Source organism: Ensifer sp. (assembly GCF_035999135.1).
In the GTDB taxonomy this organism is placed as follows: Bacteria; Pseudomonadota; Alphaproteobacteria; order Rhizobiales; family Rhizobiaceae; genus Ensifer.
Genome location: NZ_DASYGZ010000117.1, coordinates 1 through 24885 on the forward strand (window position 1 = coordinate 1; position 24885 = coordinate 24885).

The 24885-nt window shown below is 59.9% G+C and carries 22 protein-coding genes; 5 read left to right on the forward strand and 17 right to left on the reverse strand.

All coding sequences use genetic code 11. From position 1 onward, the window contains the following. The 5 genes from VGO12_RS13815 to VGO12_RS13835 all read right to left on the reverse strand — a co-directional run. The coding region (locus VGO12_RS13815; RefSeq protein ID WP_327513320.1) for a zinc-dependent alcohol dehydrogenase at window positions 1-864 on the reverse strand (864 nt) is incomplete at its 3' end. Window positions 865-874: 10 nt separating this feature from the next. Next, on the reverse strand, window positions 875-1816 hold the full coding sequence (locus VGO12_RS13820) for an ABC transporter permease (protein ID WP_327513321.1): 942 nt from the start codon (window positions 1814-1816) through the stop codon (window positions 875-877). A 7-nt stretch (window positions 1817-1823) separates the two neighbouring features. Continuing rightward, on the reverse strand, window positions 1824-3329 hold the full coding sequence (locus tag VGO12_RS13825) for a sugar ABC transporter ATP-binding protein (RefSeq protein ID WP_327513322.1): 1506 nt from the start codon (window positions 3327-3329) through the stop codon (window positions 1824-1826). 8 nt (window positions 3330-3337) lie between these two features. Next, window positions 3338-4303, reverse strand: coding sequence for an ABC transporter permease (locus VGO12_RS13830; protein ID WP_327513323.1), 966 nt, complete (start codon window positions 4301-4303; stop codon window positions 3338-3340). 77 nt (window positions 4304-4380) lie between these two features. Beyond that, a complete protein-coding gene (locus VGO12_RS13835) occupies window positions 4381-5490 on the reverse strand; it encodes a sugar ABC transporter substrate-binding protein (protein WP_327513324.1) in 1110 nt (369 codons plus the stop codon). Between the two features lie 273 nt (window positions 5491-5763). Between VGO12_RS13835 and VGO12_RS13840 the strand changes: the two genes are divergently transcribed. After that, window positions 5764-6423, forward strand: a complete 660-nt coding sequence (locus VGO12_RS13840; protein WP_327513325.1) for a TetR/AcrR family transcriptional regulator — start codon at window positions 5764-5766, stop codon at window positions 6421-6423. Between the two features lie 42 nt (window positions 6424-6465). Here VGO12_RS13840 and VGO12_RS13845 read toward each other — a convergent pair whose 3' ends face one another. The 10 genes from VGO12_RS13845 to VGO12_RS13890 all read right to left on the reverse strand — a co-directional run bounded on the left by VGO12_RS13845 (window position 6466) and on the right by VGO12_RS13890 (window position 17559). Then, window positions 6466-7464 (reverse strand): zinc-binding dehydrogenase, encoded by a 999-nt coding sequence (locus tag VGO12_RS13845; RefSeq protein WP_327513326.1) that lies wholly within the window; start codon window positions 7462-7464, stop codon window positions 6466-6468. An 86-nt stretch (window positions 7465-7550) separates the two neighbouring features. Next, window positions 7551-8069 carry a VOC family protein gene (locus VGO12_RS13850; RefSeq protein WP_327513327.1) on the reverse strand — a complete coding sequence of 173 codons (519 nt, stop codon included), beginning with the start codon at window positions 8067-8069 and terminating at the stop codon, window positions 7551-7553. Window positions 8070-8443: 374 nt separating this feature from the next. Beyond that, entirely contained in the window at window positions 8444-9166 is a 723-nt protein-coding gene (locus VGO12_RS13855) for an ABC transporter ATP-binding protein (RefSeq protein WP_327513328.1), read from the reverse strand. A gap of 10 nt (window positions 9167-9176) precedes the next feature. Further along, a complete protein-coding gene (locus VGO12_RS13860) occupies window positions 9177-11087 on the reverse strand; it encodes a branched-chain amino acid ABC transporter ATP-binding protein/permease (RefSeq protein WP_327513329.1) in 1911 nt (636 codons plus the stop codon). Window position 11088: 1 nt separating this feature from the next. After that, a complete protein-coding gene (locus VGO12_RS13865; protein WP_327513330.1) occupies window positions 11089-11961 on the reverse strand; it encodes a branched-chain amino acid ABC transporter permease in 873 nt (290 codons plus the stop codon). Between the two features lie 65 nt (window positions 11962-12026). Next, complete coding sequence (locus VGO12_RS13870) at window positions 12027-13214, reverse strand: ABC transporter substrate-binding protein (RefSeq protein WP_327513331.1); 1188 nt, start codon at window positions 13212-13214, stop codon at window positions 12027-12029. Between the two features lie 56 nt (window positions 13215-13270). Then, window positions 13271-13972, reverse strand: coding sequence for a haloacid dehalogenase type II (locus VGO12_RS13875; RefSeq protein ID WP_327513332.1), 702 nt, complete (start codon window positions 13970-13972; stop codon window positions 13271-13273). Between the two features lie 59 nt (window positions 13973-14031). Next, complete coding sequence (locus VGO12_RS13880; RefSeq protein WP_327513333.1) at window positions 14032-15711, reverse strand: dihydroxy-acid dehydratase; 1680 nt, start codon at window positions 15709-15711, stop codon at window positions 14032-14034. A gap of 170 nt (window positions 15712-15881) precedes the next feature. After that, window positions 15882-16583, reverse strand: coding sequence for a GntR family transcriptional regulator (locus VGO12_RS13885; protein WP_327513334.1), 702 nt, complete (start codon window positions 16581-16583; stop codon window positions 15882-15884). A gap of 85 nt (window positions 16584-16668) precedes the next feature. Further along, the gene (locus VGO12_RS13890; protein ID WP_327513335.1) at window positions 16669-17559 is read right to left on the reverse strand and encodes a LysR family transcriptional regulator; all 891 of its coding nucleotides are present in this window, start codon (window positions 17557-17559) and stop codon (window positions 16669-16671) included. 301 nt (window positions 17560-17860) lie between these two features. On the opposite strand from VGO12_RS13890, the gene VGO12_RS13895 reads away from it, so the two are divergent. Further along, window positions 17861-18112 carry an Arc family DNA-binding protein gene (locus VGO12_RS13895; protein ID WP_327513336.1) on the forward strand — a complete coding sequence of 84 codons (252 nt, stop codon included), beginning with the start codon at window positions 17861-17863 and terminating at the stop codon, window positions 18110-18112. Window positions 18113-18315: 203 nt separating this feature from the next. Here VGO12_RS13895 and VGO12_RS13900 read toward each other — a convergent pair whose 3' ends face one another. Further along, window positions 18316-18873 carry a hypothetical protein gene (locus tag VGO12_RS13900; protein ID WP_327513337.1) on the reverse strand — a complete coding sequence of 186 codons (558 nt, stop codon included), beginning with the start codon at window positions 18871-18873 and terminating at the stop codon, window positions 18316-18318. A gap of 441 nt (window positions 18874-19314) precedes the next feature. Between VGO12_RS13900 and VGO12_RS13905 the strand changes: the two genes are divergently transcribed. Beyond that, the gene (locus VGO12_RS13905; RefSeq protein WP_327513338.1) at window positions 19315-20937 is read left to right on the forward strand and encodes a caspase family protein; all 1623 of its coding nucleotides are present in this window, start codon (window positions 19315-19317) and stop codon (window positions 20935-20937) included. A 605-nt stretch (window positions 20938-21542) separates the two neighbouring features. Here VGO12_RS13905 and VGO12_RS13910 read toward each other — a convergent pair. Beyond that, window positions 21543-23348 (reverse strand): chloride channel protein, encoded by a 1806-nt coding sequence (locus VGO12_RS13910; protein ID WP_327513339.1) that lies wholly within the window; start codon window positions 23346-23348, stop codon window positions 21543-21545. Window positions 23349-23497: 149 nt separating this feature from the next. Between VGO12_RS13910 and VGO12_RS13915 the strand changes: the two genes are divergently transcribed. Both VGO12_RS13915 and VGO12_RS13920 read left to right on the forward strand, forming a co-directional pair. After that, entirely contained in the window at window positions 23498-23935 is a 438-nt protein-coding gene (locus VGO12_RS13915; RefSeq protein ID WP_414650722.1) for a MarR family winged helix-turn-helix transcriptional regulator, read from the forward strand. Between the two features lie 170 nt (window positions 23936-24105). Next, on the forward strand, window positions 24106-24885 hold a 780-nt coding region (locus VGO12_RS13920), incomplete at its 3' end, for a glycosyltransferase (protein WP_327513340.1).

Consider the following 24885-nt stretch of genomic DNA (forward strand, 5'->3'; position numbering starts at 1 on the left):
AACAGAACCCTTGAGGCTCCCTTCTTCCAACACCGTCCGCAGGCTGTCGAGAGCTACGGTCTCGCCGGGTGGCGTAATGCCGAAAAAGGCGACATGGCCGCCGCGGCGCGCAAGATCGAACGCCTGTTCGTAGAGCTTCCGGTTGCCGACGCTCTCGATCACCAGATCGGCCCCGCGTCCGCCGGTCATCTTGTGAACCACGGCTTTCAGTTCGGCTGGATCCGACACCGCCGCATCCGCCCCGGCCTCGATCGCCATGCGGCAACGGTCCGGCGAAAGGTCGGCGACAATGATCGGCGCAGCGCCGACAAGCCGCATCATCTGCACATGCAGGTTTCCAATCGGTCCGGCACCGAAGATGAGGACCGATTGACCGAACGTCGCCTGCGCCTTGCGCGCGGCGCGAACGACGCAGGCGACCGGCTCCGTGAGCGCAAGCACCGCATCGGCGATCCCAGCCTGAACCGGGATCGCCAGGCGCGCCGGAACCGAGACATATTCGGCAAAGGCGCCGTCGCGACCGATGCCGACCTGCGTGACCTCGGCGCAGTTCAGAACCTCGTTGCGACGGCACCAGAAGCAGCTGCCGCAGCCGATGTTGATATCGACCACCACACGCGCTCCGGCCGCAAGATGGCGAACGTTGGCGCCACGTTTCGCGATCGTGCCGCAGAACTCGTGGCCGGGGACAAGCGGAAGCCGATCGGCGGCGTAGTGGCCGTTGAAGATATGAATGTCCGTACCGCAGATCCCCGTGCGCGCGACCCGGACGAGCACATCGTCCGGTCCGACGATCGGCAGGGCGATCTCCCGAACCTCGAAGCGTTTCGGGGCGGTAAGCACGGCGGCGCGCATGGTCGTCATCGCCACTCTCCTACTTCACGGTGCGCAGCTTGGCGCGATCGATCGTGAGCGCAATGGCAATGATCAACACGACGCCGAAGACGATCTGCTGCCGGGTTGCGTCGATTTCGAAATACAGCATCGACGATCGGATGACCGCGACGATCAGGGTGCCGACGACGGTGTTCATCACTCCGCCGACACCGCCAGTCAAAGGCGTGCCGCCGACCAGAACGGCAACGATTGCCGGCAACAGGAACCCATTGGCGATCGTCGGTGCGCCGCCGGAGAGCTTGACCGCAAACAGCAGGCCGGCAATGGATGCAAGCGCACCGGAGATTGCGAAAGCAAGGATCTTGTAGCGCGCGACATCGAGACCGGACGCGGCGGCGGCCAGTTCGCCGGCGCCGACCGCCTTCAGAACGCGGCCGAGCGTGGTCCGACGCTCGATGAAGAGGCAGAGACCGACGAGCGCTGCGGCAATCAGCAGTTCATTGGGGATGCCCCAGCTATGGCCGATCATCCAGCCGAAGGTTTCGTTGCGTTGAGCGGCGTCCATGTTGAGCGCGCGCTGACCCGAAAGCCACTGCGCAACCGAGAACGCAACGCCGCCGACGGCAAGCGTTGAGATGAAGGACGGCACGAGGAGCCGCGTCGTCACGAAACCGGAAAGCGTGCCGAGGAGAAAGCCGGCAACGACGCAAAGCACGGCAACCCAGGCACCGAGCGAGGCAAGGTACACCGAGGCGATGACCGTCACCATGTTCGCCATCGACTGGGCCGACAGGTCGATCCCACCGATATAGATAGCGAAGGTCAGACCGAGCGCCATGATGAAGAGCGGCACGATGTCGCCGGCGATGCCGAGCAGGTTCGCAGGCCGCAGGAAGCCGGGATCGCTGATGCCGACGATGGCGACGAGCACCAGGAGCGTTATCCAGGGAAGGTGCGGTTTGAGGCGCTGAATATCCATTGGTCCCTCAGATCATGTAGTGCAAAAGGTCGTAGGGCGTGGGCTTGGAACCCGGCTCGCAGGCGAACTGTTTCTGGATGCGCCCGTCCTTGACGACGATGATGGTGTGTGACAGGCCGATTGCCTCTTCCAACGTGTCGGCAACCAGCACGATGCCGACGCCGGCGGCACTCATGGCGCGGATCATGTCGTAGACATCTTCCTTGGCGCCGATGTCGAGACCACGCGTCGGATGGTCGAGCAGCATGATGTCGGAACCGGCCGAACGCCACTTGGCCAGAACCACCTTCTGCTGGTTGCCGCCTGAAAGATTGCCGCAATCGGCAAACTCGGAATGGGCCTTGATCGACAGTTTCTTGATCCATTCGCGGGCGAGCGCCCGCTCCTCGCCGACGCGCAGCACACCGGCTTTCGAGCGATGTCGCATCTGCGAAAGCGTCATGTTTTCGTAAACGTTCATGCCGGCGACGATGCCCTCGATCTTGCGCTCGCGTGGCACATAGCCGACGCCGCGAGAAACCGACTGCCGCGGTGAAAAATCGGTCGCATCGCCCCCCTTGATGCTGAGACGGCCTGTGGTCGGCGTCAGCATGCCGTAGATCGTCCTGAGGATTGCCTCACGCCCCGAACCTTCCGTGCCGACGAGACAAAGCACTTCGCCGGCATGCAGCTTGAGCGAGATGTCCTGGATGCGGCCGGGAAGGCCGACGTGTTCCATTTCGACGAGCGTCCTCGAGGCGTCGAACGGCTTTTGCAGGTGCTCGCGGTAATACTGCTTGTCGACGTTGCGGCCGACCATCTTGTGCTGGATAGCCTCGGCCGGCACAGCGCCACGGTCGACGACGTCCACGACCTCGCCATCCTTCATCACGTAGATGCGGTCGGAAAGCTCCATCACCTCGTCCATGCGATGCGAGACGAAGATGAAGGACGCCCGCGTCACCAGTTCCCGGACAAGCTTGAACAGAAGCTGCACCTCTTCCTTTGACAGGACCGAGGTCGGCTCGTCGAGCAGGATGACGAGATCGCCCTCCACGCGCTCCTCGAGCGTCAGCACCTTGGCAAGCTCGACGAGTTGACGTTGGGCAAAGGAGAGCTTCGACGTCACCATCGCAGGGTCGATATCGAGTTTCACCTTGGCGAGCTGGCGGTTTGCGGCTTTCGCCATAGCCTTCCAGTCGACGACGCCGAAGCGGGTGAACTGTCGTTCGTAGCCGAGGAAGATGTTCTCCATGACGGTCAGGTTCGGGATCAGCGACTGTTCCTGGAACACCATCCCGATGCCCTTCTCCATCGCCTGGCGCGGATTGGCGAAGCGAACGGGCGTTCCGTTGATGAGGACCTTGCCGCCATCGGGCTGGTAGGCGCCGTAGATCACCTTCATCAAGGTCGATTTGCCGGCGCCATTCTCCCCCACAAGCCCGACGATCTCGCCGCGTTTGATGTGGAAGTCGATGGCCTTCAGCGCGTGTACGCCGGGGAATTTCTTGTCGACAGCCTTAAGCTCGTACATGGCGTGCCTCACTTGACGAAGGAAAGCATCTTGCGGTCGGTCGAAAGCACGACAGCAAGGATGACCAGCAGGCCGAGCATGCCGTCCTGAATGAAGTCGGGCAGGCCGATAACGACCATGCCATTGTCGATGACGTTCACGATCAGCACGCCGACAAGAGCGTTCCAGACGCCACCGATGCCGCCCCAGAGCGCCACACCACCGACAACAACCGACGTGATGGAGACGAACATGAAGTTCGCGCCGGTCACCGATTCCGCCTGGCCTATACGCGCCACCACGAGGATGGCGGCAATGGCGTAGAAGACGCCGGCAAGCGCAAAGCCGGTCACGCGAACGCGGGTCACATTGAGGCCCGACGCATGCGCGAGATCCTCGCCGCCGCCAACGGCGTAAAAGTTGCGGCCAAGCGTGGTGTGGGTCTGGATGAACCAGGCGACGACAAGGAAGAAGGCGGTAACGTAGACCATCAAGGGGAAACCCAACAGGCGCACGGTCAAGAGGCCCCGAAAGGTCGCATCGCTCACTTTCACGATGTCACCGCCGGTGAGCAGGATCGCGGCCCCCGTCCCGACGAAGCCCATGGCAAGGCTCGCCATGAAGGACGGTATCTTGAGCTTCACATGGACCAGCCCGTTGAGCAGCCCGATCAGGCCGCCGAGAACGAGAACGAGCGGAATGGCGACCCAACCGGAAGCGGCGAACGAGCCGCCGAAATAGGCAAAGATGAACGCAAAGGCCACGGCCGTGAGGGAGACCGTGCCCTCCATCGAGAGGTCGATCGATCCCATGACGATGATGAAGGTGACGCCGACGGCAACCATGAGCGCCGGAGCCGCCGCAATCGCGATGCGGGCGAAATTCCGCGAGGAAAAGAAAGTCGGGTTGAGCGCGGTGAAGAAGATCACCAATGCAATCAGCACCAGGAGCGGCGCCCATTTGATCAAGGTTTCGCGCGATAGGCGACGTGTCACGTCAGACACCCCTCTTTTGGAAAGTCACAAGGGGAACGGGGCGGCGGCTAGGAGGCTGCCGCCCCGCTGGTCGAAACTCAGTACTGGATCTGGCCGTTGGACGGCCCCCAGAAGTCCTTCCAGTCGTAGGTCGGGACAGAGTCGAGATACTTCGCCTTGAACTCCGCCGCGTCCTTGGCCGAAACCAGGATCGTCGGGCCATAGAACTCGCGGTGTTCCTTCGGCTCTTCCGACGGTTTGAAGCTGCCGATCGCCGCGTGATAGGCGAGTGCTGCGCTGATACCGCCGCCCCAGTGCGGGTTGGTGAAGACGGTCGCCAGCAGCTTGCCGTCCATGACCATCTGCACGGCTTCCGGATTGCCGTCATAGGAAACGATCGGCATGTCCTCGATACCCTCGGCGCGCAGCGCCTCGATCACGCCATAGGCGATGTTGTCATTGGCGCAGTGCACGCCCTTGATCTTGTCGCCGTAGCGGGTCAGGAAAGACGCCATGAGGGCCGCGCCCTTCTGCGTGTCCCAGTCGGCCGGCTGCGCATCGAGCAGCTCGATGTTCGGGAAATCCTTGAGTGCGTTCTTGAGGCCGTTCAGGCGTTCGACCGCCGGGTTGTTGGCGGCGATGCCGCCGAGGTGAACCACCCCCCCCTGACCGCCCATCGCCTCAAACAGGATGCGCGCGGTCTGTTCAGCCGGCTTCTCATCCGACCAGGTCATATGGGAAACGTAGTTGTCGCCGAAATCCCAGGGATGCAGGTCGTCGGTCTTGTTCCAGATCGTCGAGATGTAGGCGCCCGCCGCCTGAACCGCCTCGACAACGGGTCTCGCGTTGGGGCTGTCGTTGGCATCGCAGGCGATCGCGCAATTGCCGTTGTTCTTGGCAAGGAAAGCCTTGATGTCGGCGAGCGACTTTTCCGTCGACCCCTCGTTGATCAGGCTGACGAGTGCGCTCTTCGGCTTGCCGAGCGATTCCACAAAAGCCTCGCCGCCGGAAACGACCGAATTCCAGTAGGCAGACGCCCGGTCGCGATAGCTCCAGGCAATCGCCGGATCCGTCAAGGCAGCCTGCGCGGTGCCACGACCGAACGCCATCGGCACCGCCATTGCGCCGACGCCGGCTGCAGCGGCGAACAAGAAGTTGCGACGGCTGACCGTCTCGCGTTCGATAAAATCCTTAATAAAGGTCGACATGCCAATCCTCCCATATCCACGGTGAGCGTCCCCCGTCCCACACGGGTTGAAAAAGCGGGTTCGCAGGTGGCGGCGAACGCTTGTCGCCCTGGCCTCCTCCGGCCTCGTCAATCCCACTTAACGCACTAACTAGTTACTTCTTTACAAAACCCCGAGTCAAGTGCTTTTAATGGGCACAGGCGCCGACGGATCCGACGAACCGCTTTGACGGATCAGCTTTCAGGCGTGTATGACTTTCAGCGCAGCAGGCGCGAGGGCGACGGAGGAAGGGCTTTGAGCATCACGAACGAAGACACGGAAAAGTCAGCTCGAAAGCCACGCATCAGGGACGCCGAGGCAACGAAGGCGCGCATTCTGGAAGCGGCCAAAAAAGAGTTTGCGAAGAATGGCTTGGGAGGCGCGCGGGTCGATGTGATCGCCGAGAAGGCCAACGCCAACAAGCGGATGATCTACCACTATTTCGAGAGCAAGGAGCGGCTGTTCCAGACCGTTCTCGAAGATGCCTATATCGACATCCGTACGGCTGAACAAAAACTCAAGCTCGACGACCTGGAACCGAAGGCGGCCCTTGCCAAGCTCGTCCAGTTCACCTGGGAATATTACCTGAAGAATCCGGAATTCATTACGCTGGTCAACAGCGAGAACCTTCATCGCGCGAAGCATTTGAAGAAGTCCGAGGTCATCAAGACGGCCAGCCGCAAGTTCGTCAACATGGTCGGCGACATTCTCGAACGCGGCGCGGCACAGGGCGTGTTTCGGCCGGGCGTCGATCCGGTGCAGCTCAACATCACCATTGCGGCGATCGGCTATTACTACCTGACCAACCGTTTCACCGGATCGATCATTTTCGAGCGCGATCTCATGGCCAAGGAAGCGATTGACGAACGCCTGCAGTTCAACGTCGACACCATCATGCGGCTGGTATGTGCCTAGCGCGCAGCGCCAGGCACATACAAGAACAATAACCCGGCGATGTCAGCCCGGCGCCGAGGTCCAATCGATAATGATGAAGGGCTCTTCGATCGCGCGACGCGCAATATCCGCATAGAGTGACGCCGGATCGTCTGGCGTCACGTGGCGGATCAGGCCTTCAACGTCTATCAGCCCCTCGGACAGCCATTCGAGCGCGCGTGAGAAGCCGCCGAAGATGCTGTGCGGCGCATTGTTGTACCCTTCGAGCAGTTCTTCCCAAACGAAGTCGCGGCCGAGGATCGGGACCTCCCATTCCCAGCCTGAGCGCAGCGTCACAAAGTTGAAGAAGACCGCTTGCATGAGCTCGTGCGCCGAAATCTCCGTCGCCCGCCTCCAGGGAACGCCGACCATGACGACTTCGCCTAGCTTGCGAACAAGGCGGCAGGCGTCGATGACGGCACCCTCATGGCCGGAGCAATCGACGACGAGGGCGACTTTTCCCGCAAGGTCCGATGCGTCACCGATGGACGCTCGGCAATCGACAATCCCGCTTCGGCTCGTCTGGTCGCGCCTGAGCGGATCCGGATCGACCACCGTCACGCGATAGCCGCCGATCTCAAAAAGGTGCGCGGCCAGGAAGCCAACCGGGCCGGCCCCCGAAATGACCACGCGATCACCCGGACGCGCCTTCGTTGTCATCAGGCTCGTCATCGACACCCCCATCAGGCGGGCGAGAACGGCGCGATCCGCGGACAATCCATTCGGCAACGCCAGAGTATATCGGACATCGTGGGTTTGCGTCGCACGATGCTGCCCCATCGAAAAGCGCCGGTCACCGACTTCGACACCCTCAACACCCGCCCCGATCTCGGTCACCTCGAAGACAGCCGCGTAACCCGGCCGGATCGGAAACACGTCACCGCTTGCCCAGCCAAGCTCCGTGCCCTGACTGATCAGAGTGAAGAGCGTTCGCCCACGGATCTGACCGGGCTGCAGCGCACCGTCTTCGTAGGGGCCGAGCACGAATGTCTGCTTTGCGCTTATCAGGATTTCTTGAGGCACGGCTCTCCTTTCCGGCTTTAGCCAGAGGTTGCATGTGTTTGATCTGGATTGACCGCGCGCGAGACGCCGCGACGACGGCCGGGCAGTCAGCTGCCGCTGACGGGCGACCACTGCCGTGGGCCGCCGGCGCTTTCGTATCCGAGCGGTCCCGGCATGCTGACGATTTCCAAGAACTGCCCCCAGGGCGCTTTGAGATAGAGCCAGGTAAGCCCGGCCATCGCGCCGCTTTCGACAAGGGTCGGCCCGTCAAGCACGTCGACGCCGGCGGCACGCAGCCGTTCTGCCGCGCGTTGGCAGTCGTCGACCTCGAAGGCCATGTGGAAACCACCGGCCTGGCTGTTGCGCTTCAGCGGCTCTTCCGAGCCTGTCTCGCCGGAGTACTGGAATATCTCGAGATTCGTGCCGTTTCCGACCCTCAGAACCTTGATGTTCTCGATCCGTCTGCCCGCGGGAACACCGAGGCGCCGGAGCATGAACGCGTCGTCAGCTTCCACTTTGCCTGTCTCAAGACACGTCACCGCTCCGAAGATCACCTCGAAAAAGCGCACCGCCTCTTCGAGGTTCGGCACCGTGAAACCCACGTGCTGGATCCCGTATATCTTCACTCGAACCTCCCAATTCGCGACGATCATTTACCAAACAAATATGTAACTAGTTAGTTATTTTTGAGTCAAGAGGGTGAAGAACTGCAGGTCGATTTGGGCAGCTCGGAAAACGTTACCTATTGTTGAGCGGACACCATCCCCGAGCGGGCGAGACATTACCAAGGCATGCGCGTCGCTTAGTAGCTGTGGCCCTTGTCGGTAAGGCGGTAGCGGTCTGCGCAAACAATAATTGTGGTGGCAGCTCTAACTATCCCACGCGGACTTGTAACGGGAACTGTCAATACGATTGGCAATATGATGCGGCCGGAAACCGGCGTGGAAAGAGGAGCGCCTACTCGCGCCCTGGGGTGATGATGACTCGGGAGAAGTGTCTCCTACTCGTATCCACCCCCACCAATATAGGCTTCCTTGACCTTGCCGTCTCGCAGCAGCCCCTGCCCGGTGCCAGACAGGGCGATCCGGCCGTTTTCCATGACGTATGCGTAGTCGGCAACGGCAAGGGCAAGATTGGCGAATTGCTCAACGAGCAGAATTGTGCGCCCTTCCTCACGCAGCCGTATGATGATGCGATAGACATCTTCAACCAGCTTCGGCGCCAGGCCCATTGAAGGCTCATCGAGCAAGATCAAATCAGGGTTAGACATCAACGCCCGACCGATCGCCAGCATTTGCTGCTCTCCACCCGAAAGCGTTCCAGCAGCTTGGGCTCGTCGTTCGCTCAGGCGCGGAAACCACGAAAAGATCCGATCGAAATCTTCAGCGAGCCTCCGTCGATCTGCGCGTGCACGGCGGAACGCGCCGAGCCTCAGATTGTCCTGGACAGAGAGACTGGAAAAGACACGACGTCCTTCTGGCGCATGCGCCATCCCCAGAGCCGCCATCTTGTGTGAAGGCATACTGGTTACATCGACATTCCGAAATTGCACACGCCCGGACGTCGGTGCAAGCATACCGGAGATCGCGCGCATTGCAGTTGACTTGCCGGCGCCATTGCCGCCGACGATGCACACGAGCTTGCCGCTCGGGACCACGAGATCCACGCCTTGGAGGACATCGGAGCGGCCGTAGCCGGCAGAGAGTTTTTCGACGATCAACATGTTTCTTCCTTCACGCTACGGCGAGGCTGGTGCCAAGGTAAGCATCCACCACTCTGCCATCGGCAGAAATGGACTGAGGTGGGCCTTCGGCGATCTTCTCGCCGAAATCGAGGACGGTGACCCGATCGCTCAGCGCCATTACGACATCCATGTGGTGTTCGATCAGGACCATGGTGATCCCCGTTCGCTTGATCGTTTCGAGGATCGTGACCAGCTCCTGCACTTCTGACGGGTTGAGACCGGCGGCGGGTTCATCAAGCAGCAGGATTGCTGATCCGGTCGCAAGCGCCCGGGCGATTTCCAACAGCCGCTGCTTGCCGTAAGGCAGGTTGCGCGCATTTTCCCCCGCCAAGCTGGAAAGGCCGACAAGGTCGAGCAGAGCCATCGCCACGGCGGTCTGCTCCAGTTCCTCCCGTTTGTATCGAGGCGTAGCGAGCAGCATGTCCAGGGCGCCAGTGCGGTAGGAACGATGGCGACCGACCAGGACATTTTCCAACGCGGTTAGTTGGCCGAACAGCTGAATATTCTGGAATGTCCTGGAAACACCGGCGCGCGCTATTCCAACGGTAGAGACACCGTTTATCTGCCGGCCGCGGAGCCTGACCACACCTTTCGAGGGCCTGTAGATCCCGGTCAACACGTTGAGCAAAGTACTTTTTCCCGCGCCGTTCGGACCGATCAGGCCATGAACCGTCCCCGCTTCGACCTCGACGGACAGGCTGTTGATCGCCGTCAGACCGCCAAAGGCAACGGTCACGTCGCCCAGCTCAAGGGCTTTGCCGCCATCCTCTCCCACAACGGTCGTTGGCAAGGCATGGCCGGCTTGCCGGACGGTACCGATGGCAGCGGCGCGGCCGGTCCTACCCGCCAAGAGAGTGCCGATGATGCCATTTGGCAGATAGGTTATTGCCCCCAGCAGAATCAGGCCGAAAATAGTAAGCCGCTGATCGATCATCGAGGTTAGTTGGAAGCTAAGAATCGTGACGGCAAACGTGATTGCGACCGGCAACCATACCCGCCAATCCGGTCGTCCTCTGCCCGACCGCCATACAGCGAGCACGAACAAGGTCAGCGTCGTGGTGACCGCAATGACGCGAAACGTCGTCATGTCTGCGAGCAGATTGGGCAGCCAAACCGCCAGAAGGGCGCCGGCGAACGCGCCAGGTCGGCTTGCCCGGCCGCCAACGATGAGCGCGAGCAAGAAGACGATGGTCAGCTCGAAGTTAAACGATTGGGGCGTGATATAGAGCTCCGAAAACGCGTAGAGGCCACCAGCCAACCCGGTGAAACCCGCGCTAAGCGTGAAAGCCAGCACTTTGTAGCCAAAGGAGGAAATTCCAATGCTGTCGGTCGCGATCGCACTGGATTGCAATGCCTCGAAGGCGCGCCCGTAGCGTGACGAGATAATGCGTCCGACGGTGATCCACGCCAGCGCGAAGACGCCAAGGGCAAACCAGTAAAACCCGCGGCCGTCAAGAACGCTTGTCCCAAGTAGTGGTTTAGGCACGGCAAGGCCGCGTGCACCACCGGTGAGCTCGGTCCATTCATTGATAACGATGACGGCGATCGAACCGAACGCGAGCGTCACCATGGCAAAATAGGGACCGGCAGTCTTCAGCGCGGGGAACGCAAGGACGGCGCCGAACAGGGCGGTCACCGCTACCGCAAAACCAAGCGCGGGCAATAGCGACAAGCCAGCATCGGCAGCGGTCAGACCGCCCGCATATGAGCCAATTGCGAACAGTCCGAAATGACCAAGCGAGATTTGGCCGACATAGCCGATGATGAAATCGAGACCCATGAGGGCGATCGCGAAGATCAGAACAACCGTCAGCATATGGACGTAATAGGCGTTTGGAGCTGCAAACGGAGCAGCGACGAGGAGCAAAAGCCCGCCTAAAGAGAGTAGGGAGCGCTTCATGTCAGACCTTCTTTGATAGGGGTTTGCCAAACAGTCCCTCGGGCCTGAACGCGAGCGCGATAAGCAGGATGACGAGACCGGGAATTTCCTTGTAGCCGGTGGACACGTAGAAGGCTGTGACTGCCTCAGCGACGCCGATGACGAGCCCACCAACCAAAGCGCCGACACCGGAGGTCAGGCCTCCGAGGATCGCTGCAGCGAACCCCTTCAGCACGAGGACAAGCCCCATGCTTGCTCCCGTCAAGGTTACCGGAGCTATGAGGATGCCCGCGTAGGCGGCGCTCGAACAAGAGACTGCGAACGAACCGGCGATCACGGCCCGTGTGCTGATGCCCATCAACGATGCGGCATCTCTGTCATCCGCTGTTGCAACAAAGGCCTTGCCGATCAGCGTCAGGCGATTGAGTGCTTCGATCGCCAGCATCAATACCAACGCCCCTGCAACGATCAGGATCTCCATGGGCATGACGTAGGCGCTCGCGATCGACAACGGCACAGGCGGCAGCGGTGAGGGAAAGGGAAGATCCTCTTTACCCCAGATGTTCTCCGCAACGTTCTTCATGATGATGCCAAGGGCGATCGTCGAGAGGATCCACCCCTCAGTTCCGGCTCGTAGCGCAGGGCGAACCGCGATGCGCTCGACCGCAGCGCCATAGAGCGCACCGAACATCATGACGACAGGGATCGCCATCCAGTAGCCCAGGATGGGCTGCAGGCTCAGCCCGACAAGGGCACCGACGGCCAAGGCTTCTGCCTGACCAAAATTCACAGTCTTCGACGTAACGTATGTCAACTGATAGCCGAACGCGACCAGCCCATAGATCATTCCAAGAGAAACACCGCTGACGAGGACCTGCGGAAGCAATTCAAACATGACAATCCCCTTTGCCGCCAGCATCGGCCGGCGGCACTTGAGTACCAATCGCTGTTTCGGATCTGTTAGCGGCCGACGCGCACCTTGTCGGCGTCATTGGCGAAGGCGACACGCCCCTCCTTCACCACTCCGACGACAACATGGGATGCCTCAGTCGCCTCATGGTCCTGTGCGCTGAAGGGCGCGACATAGTCCGTGATCACCCCGTCGACGGGATCCTTTAGCCCCTCGAGAGCTTGCTTTATGGCTGTTCCATCAGCACCGTCACCAGCCTGGGCGATCGCCGCCGCAAGCAGAAGCATGGCATCGTAGGATTGGGCAGCCGAAGAAGGGCTTGGAAGTCGATCCACCCTGTAAGCCGCTTGGTAGGCCTTGATGAACCGCGTCCACGCCTCGCTGACGCCTTCGTCCTGAATGAAGGTCTGGGGCATGTAGACGCCCTCACCGTTCGCGCCCGCATTGTCGATGTAGTTCGACATTGACGAGTTCCAACTCGTCACATATGGCACCTTCCAGCCGATCTTGGCCATCGAGTTGGCGACCTGGGCCAGATCCGGACCCAAGGCGTAACCAAATACGGCCTGTGCGCCTGCCGCGCGCGCCTTGAGAAGCTGCGGCGTCATGTCGGGATCGCGAACGTTGAACTTCTCGGTTGCGACCGGTTGCACGCCAAGCTTGTCGAGTGCCACCTCGAGATCGGCTTGGCCCAACTGACCGTAATTGGTCGAGTCGGCAAGGATCGCCACCTTGTCGACGCCTCGCCCCTTCACCATCAACTCAGCCATCATCGCCGACTGGATGGTGTCATAGGCGCCGATGCGGAAGATGTAGTTTTCCGAATACTCCGGCGGCATGAACTGACGGCTGACGACGCTGCCGGTGGCAACGGGAATGATGATCGGCACCTTCGATTCCTGATAGAAACGTGAGGCGGCGATGGCCACGGGTGTGTTGGCGATCCCAACCGCTCCAACGATGCCTTCGCTGTTGATCAGTTCCTGCGCGATCTGCACACCGCGTTCAGGCTTGGATTCGTCATCACGCTCGATCAACTCGATCTGCTTGCCGTGAACACCGCCTTTGGCGTTGATCTCGGCCACCGCCAGGCGGACGCCGTCGCGGATGGAAACGCCGAGCGGAGCTGCACCACCTGTGAATGGACCGGTCAAGCCGACGCGAATTGTGGCGTCAGCAGCCACGGCGGTGCCTGCCCAGGCGACGCCCAGCGTCGCCAGGAGAATTTGCTTCATCATCTTTCGTTCCTCTCTTTTGGTTATATCAGGCGCGGCCTCTTCGGGCTCTCTTGGCCTCAGCCCCAGTTCGCCGAACTGAGAAAAGGCGGAACACAGTCGAGTGTCGGAAAGACTGCGTTCGGGGCATAATCGGGCAAGGGTTTGCGGCCTGTACCTCTGTCGATCCAGATACAGCGAAAGCCGAGATCTCGCGCCGCCGCCAAATCAAGGTGCGGGCTTGCGCAAATGTGGACGACGTCGCTACGGCCAAGACCAAGGGCGTCGTGCGCGAAATCGAAGATCTGCTGGGTCGGCTTGTAGGCGCCCGCCTGCTGGGCGGTTACTACGCGGTCGATATGGCCGCCGAGCTGCGCGACATTGCCGGCGATGATATCGTCGTCGGTGTTGGAGACAATGCAGAGCTTGAAGCCTTGCGCCTTCAGTTCACCGAGAGCTGCAACGACCTCCGGGAACGGCGGCATGCGCGATATGCTGCCCGTCAGGATTTCGATATCGTCTGACGTGTAGGCAAGCTCGAGCTCCTCCATCGCCAGGCGCAAGCCCTCGCGCGCAACCACGCGGAAAGACTTGTGCGGACGCTCCGCCTCCAGCGCGTGTTCATACTTGTCGTAAACCCGGATCAAGGTCTCGGGATCGACGTCGGATCCGGGATGTTTCGCCAGGATCTGTTCGACGGCAGCAAGCAGACCCTCGTCCCACTGGATCAGGGTGCCATAGCAGTCGAAGGTCAGCCATTCGGGCTTGGGTCCGGAAATCATGGAAAGTCCTCTCGTTGAAAAGAATGCGGGCGGCCGCGCAGGGGCCGCCCGCGCAAGAATTAGAACCGCGGCATGACGGCGCCTTCGGATGCCGGCGCCACATGCTCAGAGTAGAATTTCATGTAGCCGCGTTTGATCCTCGGCTCCGGAGCAACATAAGACGCCCAGCGCGCATCGATCTCCGCCTGCGAGACATCCAGGTCGAGTTTGCGAGCTGCGAGGTCAATGTGGATCTCGTCACCGCCCTTGACTACGGCGATCACGCCGCCGCGCGCCGCCTCCGGGGTAACATATCCGATGGCCGGCCCATGGGTCGCACCGGAAAACCGGCCGTCCGTGACAAGGGCACAGGTTTCACCAAGCCCCGCCCCCATGAGCGCGGAGGTCGCGCCCAGCATTTCGCGCATGCCTGGCCCGCCCTTCGTGCCTTCATTGCGGATGATGATACAGGTCCCGGGCGCGATGCTGTCGGCACGCAGAGCATCGATCGCACTTTCTTCATCTTCAAAGACGCGAGCTTTCAGAACCGTCTTCCACATGCTCTTGGCGACGCCCGATGCCTTGACCACGGCCCCTCCCGGCGCGAGCGATCCCTTGAGGATGAAAAGCGAGCCTTCGGGCTCAACAGGGTCGCTGGCGGTGTGAATGACCTGCTCATTCTCGATGACCGCCTCGTCGACGATTTCGCCAACGCTCTTGCCGCTCACCGTCGGCACCGTCCGGTTCACCCGCTCACCGAGCGCTCTCAACACGGCGGGTACGCCGCCGGCGTCGTTGAGCTCCGTCACACCCCACGGGCCGGAGGGCGCAAGCTTGACCAGAGTTGGCGTCGTGCGGGATAGTTTATCCCAGGTGTCGAAAGACACGTCGACCCCGGCTTCCTTCGCCATCGCCATGAAGTGCAGCACCATGTTGGTGGAACCGCCGACAGCCATCCCAACCCGCATCGCATTCTCAAAGGCCTGCTTTGTCAGGATGGTGGAGGGACGAATGTCCTCTCGCACCAGATCCATGATGCGCATGCCGGTGTATTTCGCCGCTCGCAATTGATAGTTCGAGCCGGCCGGCAACGTTCCGGAATGGGGGAGCGCCAGACCAAGCGCCTCCGTATAGATGCCGGCGGTGTTGCCTGATGTCGCCGTGTCACAGGCGCCCGAAAAGGGGAAATGATTGTCTTCCAGGCCCTTTAAATCGGCAAGCGACAACTCGCCACGCAGATGTTCGCCGACGCCGTCATAGACGGTTTCGAGAAACACCTTGCGACCGCGATAGCGCCCGACGGGCGTCGGCCCACCGTAAATCATCATCGCCGGAAGATCGAGCCTGGCGGCGGCCATCACCATGCCCGGCATGACCTTGTCCCCTGATCCGATGAGCACCATGCCGTCAAAGCGGTGACCCTCGACCATCAGCTCGATCATGTCCGCAACCACGTCGCGGCTTGGCAAGACGTAGCGCATGCCAACCGAGGCGAATGTCTCAGAGTCGGTGACGTGGAACGTGTTGAATTCGCAAGGAGTTCCGCCGGCCATGCGGATGCCGGCTTTTACGGCATCAGCCACCTGGCGAAGATGAAAGTTCTCCGGCGAGAAGTCCTGGTAGGTGTTAACGACGGCAATCATCGGCCGCTCGAACTCCTCATCGATCAGCCCGGCGCCCTTTGCCCATGCGCGTTGCAGCGACCGCTCCAGTCCGGTGAACTGCTTCTGGCTGCGTCTGCGCTTATCAGTCTTTTCCATAACTCTTCCCTCTGCGAATGACCCTCAATGGGTCGATGAGGAAAAGGTGTCATGATTTATATAAACTGTCAATCGATTGTCAGACAATCGACATTATCGAGATGTGCCTCTGCTTGATCGGCCTGCGCACTCCGTCAGATATCGAGCGAAACTAAGCTCGCCAGCGGAGGTTACCCAGCCTCGACGGTATCGAGATGCGCCACGAGTTTTGCGCCTTCCAGTTCATTATGGCCAATCGAAGTACGAACTGCGCCGTCGACATCGCCCGCCTTCAGAGCCTCGATTATCGGACGATGCTGATCGAGGATTGATGCAGGGTCGGAAACGAGTGCATCGCTCGACGCGATGTAGATTCGAATCTGTTGCTCGACCTTGGCATATTGTTCCGCCAACCTCCGGTGGCCGGCAAGCAAGATGATCGTCCGATGAAATGCAAAATCGGCATCCGCAATTCGCTTCCGACTTCCGCCCTTACAAGCCTCCTCAAGGTCGGAAGATACCTGTTCAAGCCTACGAAGCGCGGGGGAATTGGCGCCTCTTTTCCGGATATCCCCCGCGACGAGGCGGGCGGCCAACGCCTCTAGGCTTGAGCGCAGGGTGTAGAGCTCCCAGGCGTCATGGGCGCTCAACGACATCACGGTCCATCCGGTATAGGGAACCTGATCAATCAGCCCTTCCTGCGCCAGCTGGTGGAACGCCGTCCGGATGGTCGCACGGGACACATCCAACTGCTCGGCCATCCGGATCTCGGTCAGCCGAGTGCCGGGCGGGATCTCTCCATCGAGAATTCCCTCTCGCAAAGCGGCTGCGGCCTGAACCTCCGCACTCAGCTTCTGAACTTTCTTGATTCTAAATTCAGTGTTTGTAGCCATAAACGACAATTAGCAGTGACATTGACTATTGTCGACAATCTTAGCCGAGAGGTCGCGACCCATAGTCCGATTGAGAGAGCGCCCCTCACCTGCCCGGCCGCGCCAGCGACCGGGCAATGTCGATGATGTCGTCCCGCGATGCGGTCGGATCTTCCTTATTCCAGGCAACCCCAAGCCCGATTTTGAGATCCACTCCCCTCACCGGCCGAAGCTCGAAACCATGGTTCGGCAGATCCTTCGTCCATTCCGGCGCAAAGCCGATGCCAAGGCCGGCGGAGACCAGCGACACCAGCGAAAAGGTGTCGTCGCAACTGTAGGCGATGTTGCCGGTCAGCCCATGGGTCTCGAACATCTCGGAGAAATAGCGCTCCGAATAGGAGAGGTTCTGACGGGAAAAGGCGATAATCTTCTCTCCCCTTAGATCCTCGATGTCGATCTCACTTCGAAGTGCCAGAGGACTCGTCTTCTCGACCGCCAGCAGATAGCGCTCGTGCGCGATCGAGAAGAAGCGCAAGGATCCGATGTTTTCGACCGGACGGATGAAGCCGAGATTGATCTGGCCGTTTTCGATCGACCGAATGATGTCGCTGGTGGAGCCGCTCGTCACATGCAACGCCACATCGGGAAATTTCCGGCCGATGCGAGACAGAAACGCCGGCAGCACGCCGATGGTCGCCGGATAGACCGTTCCGATCTTGATCGTGCGCGCCGTCTTGCCGGCGGCAGACCGCGCCACATCCATCGACAGCCCGACATCACCAATGATCCGGACCGCCCGATCGTAGAACGCCTCCCCTGCCCGTGTCAGTTCGACCCGACGCGTCGACCGATCCAACAGCCGAACCCCCAGCTCCTTCTCCAGCGCCTGGATGTGTGCACTCAAAGCCGGCTGGGCGATGCACATCCGCGCTGCCGCCCGATTGAAGTGCAGCTCCTCGGCGACCGCAACGAAGAACGAGAGTTGGCGCAGTTCCATGAAAACACCATCCTGTGTGCAAGGAGAACGATTGATAGGTCGTGGAAAAGCAAGCCGCTGGTGAGCTTATCAATTTGCGTATGCAGGGCCCGCCGCGGTATAGAAAGACTTGTGCGCTCGCGTTAAACGCGAGCGCTTTGGAGCTGCGGCCGCAGCAGTTAGTGATGGAGGCGCCGACATTGAAAACACTAGAGAACCGGCAGCCTATGCATCTCACCTTTCGGAATGACACACCGTGTGTCATTTGTTTTGATAGCACACGGTGCGTCATCAATACAAGCGAAAAGTGTGGTGCCTTGAGATGACGCGCCAAGATCCGCATTTTAGACTTCGCATTCCAGAGACGCTCAAGGATCAAATCGAGACGGCGGCTCGCTCGAATGCGCGATCAATGACGGCGGAAATCGTTGAGCGGCTCGAAAGGTCCTTCGCTCTTAAGTCTGAAACGGACGGTGGGATCGCAGGCGAGATCGAGGATATCCGTGACCGGTTAGGGCGAGTCCGAGACGCGGTGGTTGCACACATTTCTGACGACAGGAAGCAATCCGAGTAAATCTTCGCGGACAGATTTGTTGGGTGCCGGACGATACATTAAGCGATAATCGTAGCCTAGAACGTGAACATTCGAGCAGCAGGCATCGCGCCAGGGACGTGATCGCGGCTTAGATTTTTGGCCGAACTGGAGGCGCTTTCGATCCAATCGGCGGTCTCTCTGCCTTTATCGCGCCCGGCTCTGCCGACGCACACTGAGGCCGATCAGTTCCGGTTCACCGTGCATCCCAAATCTCCAACGGTCGACGGCACCCGCTTCTTTCCGTCGAGTGGAATATACGTTCGTTTGAGCATCGTCGCGGAGCAGGAGTTTCCGGAAATCGAAAAGTCGATCTCGTACTTACGCTCCTTCACATGATCGTCTTTCTTCAACAGCTGCAAATCTTCCGGAAATCTAGCGAGCCACGCCGAGTTATCATATGTCACGACGACCTTGATGGTGTACCTGCCCGATCCCATGTCGGCCACCGAGGCGCACGACTTCACATAGGTGGGGGTATCGTCGTCCCGCCACTCGGACGTCATGCAATTCTGCTTACCGCCTGAACTTAGCTTCACCAGCATCTTCATCGTCCCCGACCCGTCCCCAGTGCCGTCGATCATTTCGAACGGAGCGAACATCTTTCCGTCTTTGACGACGATTCCGGAAAAGTCCGGCAGTTTTCCGATCTTGTAGAACACCGCATCCTTCGCCAAGACGCCACTAGCGAAGCAAGTGTGCAAGCCCATAGCCAGAATCCCAATTAAGACCCGCTGAAACATATTCACTCCCTTGCCGCGCAGGTGTCTAAAATCGCCGAACAGATTGTTCCTCGCCCGTTCGTCCTAGTTCCTCGCTCTCCTGCAGCAATCGAATACATCTGGGCCCCCAGCTCCGACACATTGTGTGCTGTCCGAAGGTCCCGATGTCTAACTGACTGAGCGAAACCCCAGCACCAACGCCTTGGACGGTTCTCTGTAGAAAAGATGGTAGATCAAAATGAAGAAATTGTTGCATTCGGCAGACACGCCATCGGGTGATGTCGCGCGATCAGACGAACGCCTGGATGGGAGCCGGGGCGGTTTCCGCCTCCCTTGACTCTGAACCTCCTTTAACTCACCGTCACCCGGTTAGGTTGCCATAGCGCCGTCTTCTGTGACTTACGGAACAACCGCCACCGCATGTTCCGCTATGGTTAGGGAAGGTGATTTTAGGAGCAGGACATGGGGTGTTTTCGCGCATTTGTCTCATGTATCGCCGCCGTCGCGACACTACTTGTTCTGACCGTCTCAACCCAGGCGGCACCTGAGAAGCGCGTCGCGCTCGTTGTCGGCAACAGCGCCTACGAAGGCGGCGGCGCCTTGGTCAACCCCAAAAACGATGCTGACGACGTATCAATTGCGTTACGTTCGCTAGGTTTCGAAGTCACAAAGGCATTGGATGTGACCGGGGACGGCTTTGCGGAAGCCGTTGATGGATTTTCGAGATCACTTGATGGAGCGGACGTCGCGCTTTTTTACTACTCCGGTCACGGTATCCAGGTTGAGGGCATAAACTACCTTCTTCCCGTGGACTTCCACGGAACGAACGAGATTAGTGTCAAGCGCAACTCGATAGACCTCAACGACGTCATCAAGCAGATGGAGGCGGCAGCCAGAGTGAACCTCGTGTTCCTCGACGCCTGTCGTAACAATCCTTTCGCTGCGAGTATCGTCACGAGGACAAAATCCGTGCTGAGCCGAGGTCTCGCCGTCCAGGTAAGCGGCGCAAACACTATGATCGTATACGCTACCGCACCGGGCACCACTGCCTCGGATGGCAGCGGTCGAAACAGCCCCTTTACAGCCGCAGTTCTTGAAAACATCGAAGCCCCCGGGATCGAGATCGAGACCATGATGAAGCGTGTGACGCGATCGGTCTCCGAAAAGACGGATAGGGCCCAATTCCCAGAGCGACTGTCCAAGCTCAGCGTCGAATTTTATTTCAAAGCGGCCAACCAGGACCCCGTACCCAAGCCTGCTTCACAGCTCGCTACGAACAGCTCTGCGATCGAGGAATGGAAGATCGTCGAGAGCTTAAACGATAAGGCGACGACAGAAGCATTTCTCGAGAAGTATTCCTCCGATCCGCTGTTCACAATGCTCGCGAAACGCAAGCTCGCCGGCTTCAACGATGTTAGGTCCGAGATTGCCGGCCTCAAGCGCCGGAAGGACGCCCACCCCAAGATCGGTGGCGATTCCAATGATGAACCCAGTCCTGTCAGTTCATGGGTCAACGAGTGGAACGGCATCAAGGCACTTACAGACGAAAGCGTGTTCGAAAGCTTCAAGGCAAAGTATGCAGCTAATCCTGAAGCCCTTTCCCGCGCCAACCTTCGATTGAAAGAACTCAATCAGCAGCAGTTGGCAAGCGTCCCCCAGGACAAGATGCCGAGCCTTCTCGATGATCCTAATTCGTCCGTCGACGCGTCCGAGGTGCAGTCAGAACTCAAGCGCATCGGATGCTATCCGGGCATCATCGACGGCAAGTGGGGCAAAGGGTCAAACGCCTCGCTCGCCTCGTTCAACAAATATGCCAACGCCAGTCTCGACGGCGACAATCTCAATCGATCCCTGCTCGACACGCTGAAGAGCAAGCAGGGGGCCGTATGCCCCTCGACCTGCAAGTCCGGAATGACATTGAAAGACGGCAACTGCGTCAAGATCGTGTGCAGCGCGGGGTCTGAATTCAAAAACGGCGCATGCGTGGCCAAGAAAATCGCCGCGAGGCCAAGCAATACTGTCGAAAAGAAAACGTCGTTGGTATGCGACATTATTGCGGGTCAAAAGATGTGTGAGGAGAAGTGAAAGTTTTTTGGAGGGATTTCAACTGCCTCCATGTCAGTGGTTCGAGTGGAACTCCCTCACCGTAGCCGAGACCGCCGACAGCCTGCAGGATGCGATCCTTGCCTCGCGGCGCTTTTATCCTGACAGCGACGGCCATCCGTTTGAGGCCGGTTATAGCGCATTCGCACGGACAGCATCCTTGCTCAGGATCGAGATGACGGAGAGGGCCGCCCAGACTGGCGACTAGTCAACCCAGCACGTGAACATCACGGCAGCAGGAGCATCGTGGCGACTCAATAGCCGACATCGACATCACCTCTCATCGACGCTTCTCGTGCACCGAGCTCGCCCGATGGGCGTCAACCGGAAGGACGACAAAAAAGGAGCCCCGCGTTTCGTGATCGGGGGGCTCCAATTGGACTACAATGCGGCCGCAGCAGGGGTCGTTGCCAGCTGAAATCGCACCCTCCCAGGTTACAGCTGCCTCGGCGCACGGCAATTCATCTTTTAGAATTGCGAGGTAATCGTTTGGAATTACTCACGAAACTCCGCGCCATCGAATTTTCGCGACGCGTGAAGCCGAACTGGCGTCGAACGGGCAACCTCCGCGTTTTCGGCCGTACCGTTCAAATCTCCCGAAAAGTCCTTCGAAGAAAGGGTCGCCTTTCCAGTTCAGCGGATTTCTGGGACTGCCTCAGGCGAAGCAGGTCCTTGCGGGCGACAAGCCCGACCAAGGTCCCGGATATCGGATCGGTTATGGGGATTCTCGCAGCGTCGCTTGTAATCATGATGTCCGCGATGTGGCCAACGGTGTCATCGGGATGCCCGACCGGGATCGAGGCATCCGATACTTGGTCCGCGAGCAGCTCGGCCCCGATACCTGGCTCCAGCTGCCACCTAAGCGCATCCGCGCGCGAAACCATACCCACAAGCGTGCCGGCCCGATCAACAACCGGGTAAGTCCGGTGCGCGTCGTGCGCGGCGGCAAAATGCCCACATACCTCGGTCACCGGCATTGTCGCCGGCAAGGTGACGACGCTGCTGACCATGATGTCGCGAGCCCGGGCGAACTCGAAAGGATCGACACCGTATTCACGGCTGATGTGCTGTCCCCTGCGGGCAATTTTTTCCGTGAGGATCGAGCGCCGAAGCAAGAGGACAGTTACGGCGTAGGCGGCGATCGTGGCGGCCAGCAAGGGAATGAGTGCGCTCACATCGCCGGTGATCTCAATCGCGAAAAACGTTCCGGTCAACGGCGCACGCATCGTGCCACCCATCATCGCCGCCATGCCGAGTAGCGCCCAGAATCCCGGGTCGCCCGGAAGCATCAAGCCGGTCAGCCATCCAAGTGCGCCTCCGAGGATCAGCAACGGCGCCAGCACACCACCTGACGTCCCGGACGAGAGAGCGATAAGCCAAATCGCGGCCTTGACCAGGAGGATGGCGACGACGGTCGCTGTCGGCAGGTTGTTATCGAGCAACCCCTCGATCACATCGTAACCGACACCGAGAGCATGGGGTTCGATGATGCCACCAATGCCAACGGCAAGACCGCCGAGCGCCGGCCACCACATCCAGTGGATTGGCAGGCGTTCAAACGAATCCTCGATCTTGTAGAGCAAGGTTGTGAGCAGCCCGGACTGAAGGCCGGCCACGATCCCCACTCCAGCGCAAAGGAGAATTCCCCACCAGGGAAGGTCGGTGTGGAAGTGGGTTGGGAACAGCGGACCAGTGCCGAACAACAGCGGTCGCCACGAGATGGCGACGCAAGCTGAGACCGCGACGGGAATGAAGCTGCGGGGCTTCCATTCAAACAAGAGGAGTTCAACCGCGAGCATAACGGCTGCGACGGGTGAGCCAAAGATTGTCGTCATGCCGGCCGCCGCCCCTGCGACCAACAGCGTCTTCCGCTCTGCCGCACTCATGTGGAAGAACTGGGCAAACAGCGAACCGATGGCGCCACCAGTCATGATGATTGGCCCCTCGGCGCCGAAAGGTCCTCCCGTGCCGATCGAAAGGGCTGACGACAGCGGCTTCAATACCGCGACCTTTGCCGACATACGGCTGCCGCCGATCAGGATGGCCTCTATCGCTTCCGGTATACCGTGCCCTCGGATCTTCTCCGAGCCGAAGCGCGCCATCATGCCGATGACGAGCCCACCGACCACCGGGATCAGCACCATCCATGGTGAAAAGATAACGTCGGCCATCCGCGCCTCCTGCGTGCTTAACCGCCCAAACCAGACGATGTTGGTGACAAGGGAGATCAGATTGACGAGGAACCAGGCCGCGAAGGCGCCCCCGGTTCCGACGATGAGCGCCATTCCGATCAACAGGAGCACGCGCCGGTCCGTAGTGAAATCACCTGCTTCGCGGCGTGCGAGTCCACCCATGAAATCGTGCTGGGGTGCTTGGGTATCTTTGGATGACATCCGGAAACCTATGTGGCGGCTGAAGGGAGGGAGTGGTCGCCAGCAGCGCAAATATATCGTAATACGACATAAATCAAGACGGTGTTGGCAGGCCGTGCCAAGACGGGTATGGACGTAGCCAGCTAAAAACAGCGCTGGTGTCAAAGTCTGTGGCCAAGAAACAAGACGCACTTACCGATGCCGACTACGAGGCGCTGGCTAACCTACGCTACATCCTGCGTCGTTTTATGGACTTCTCGACGTCGGCAGCGCAGCAGGAGGGGCTGCCCAGTCAACAACACCAGGCCCTGCTATCGATCAAAGGCCATCGCGGCGAAGCTCCGATGACAGTCGGGGTCTTGTCCGAGCGCCTGGTCGTTGCCCGGCACACCGCCTCTGAACTCGTCGAGCGGCTTGTGGGAGCAGGCTATGTGACGCGGGAGACCGATCCTTCCGACAAGCGCCGCCAGACGCTGGCGCTTACCGCTAAGGCCGAAGACGTCCTTACGCGATTGAGCGCCATTCATCTTACCGAGATCCGCCATATGGCCCCGCGTTTGATAGAGCTGCTCGGCAATCTGCAATCGAATGGTCCCTCCGACGCTTAACCACAAACCGCCGACAGCTTACACGTTCCAGCAACCAACATTGGACTGTTCCGCCTCATGACCGCGGGTATAGGGAGCGATCGCTGCTTTATTTATATCGTGTCACGATATATATTAGCGTCTGCAGGATTGTTGTGACGGCTACTTGGAAAGTGAGGTGGCATTCCAAATTGGACCAGGGGACAGGCGCCGACATCGTAGGAGCGCCCGGCATTGCCGGCGCGCGCGTAACCATCATTGTTTCTGCACTCGGCGCCGGCGGCACCGAACATGTCGTCAGCCTCGTCGCCAGCCACTGGGCGCGGCTCGGCTGCGCCGTCACGGTGATCACCCTCGAAGCGCCGGCCTCCGAACCGTATTACAACCTCGATCCACGCGTTGCCATCCGGCGGCTCGACGTGCCGGTGCAGAAGGCCTCGAAGCTGCAGGCCGCCTGGCTGGTGATCCGGCGACTCCATCGCCTGCGCGCGGTGATCCGCAACTCCCGCCCGGATTTCGTCCTGAGCTTTCTCACCCGAACGAACGTGCTGACGCTCCTGGCAACGAGAGGCCTGCGGCTTCCGGTCATCGTGTCCGAGCGCAACAACCCGGCGGTGCAGCCCTTCGGCCCTCTTTGGAAGTGGCTGCAGCTTCGCCTATATCCGCGCGCATTCACGCTGGTGACGATGACCAAGGGTGCGCTCGACTACTTCGCGCCTGAGATCCGCCGCCACGGACGGGTGATCCCCAACGCGATCAACCTGCCTGCCGGCTGGGAAGACAGGCGCGGCAACAACGTGCTCACCGCTGTCGGCCGCCTGACCCGGCAAAAAGGCTTCGATCTTTTGCTGGAGGCCTTCGCCAGGATCACCGACCGGCATCCGGACTGGAAGCTCGTCATCTGGGGCGAAGGCGAAGCAAGAACGGAGCTTGAAGCCCAACGCGACGCGCTCGGCTTGCGCGACCGGGTG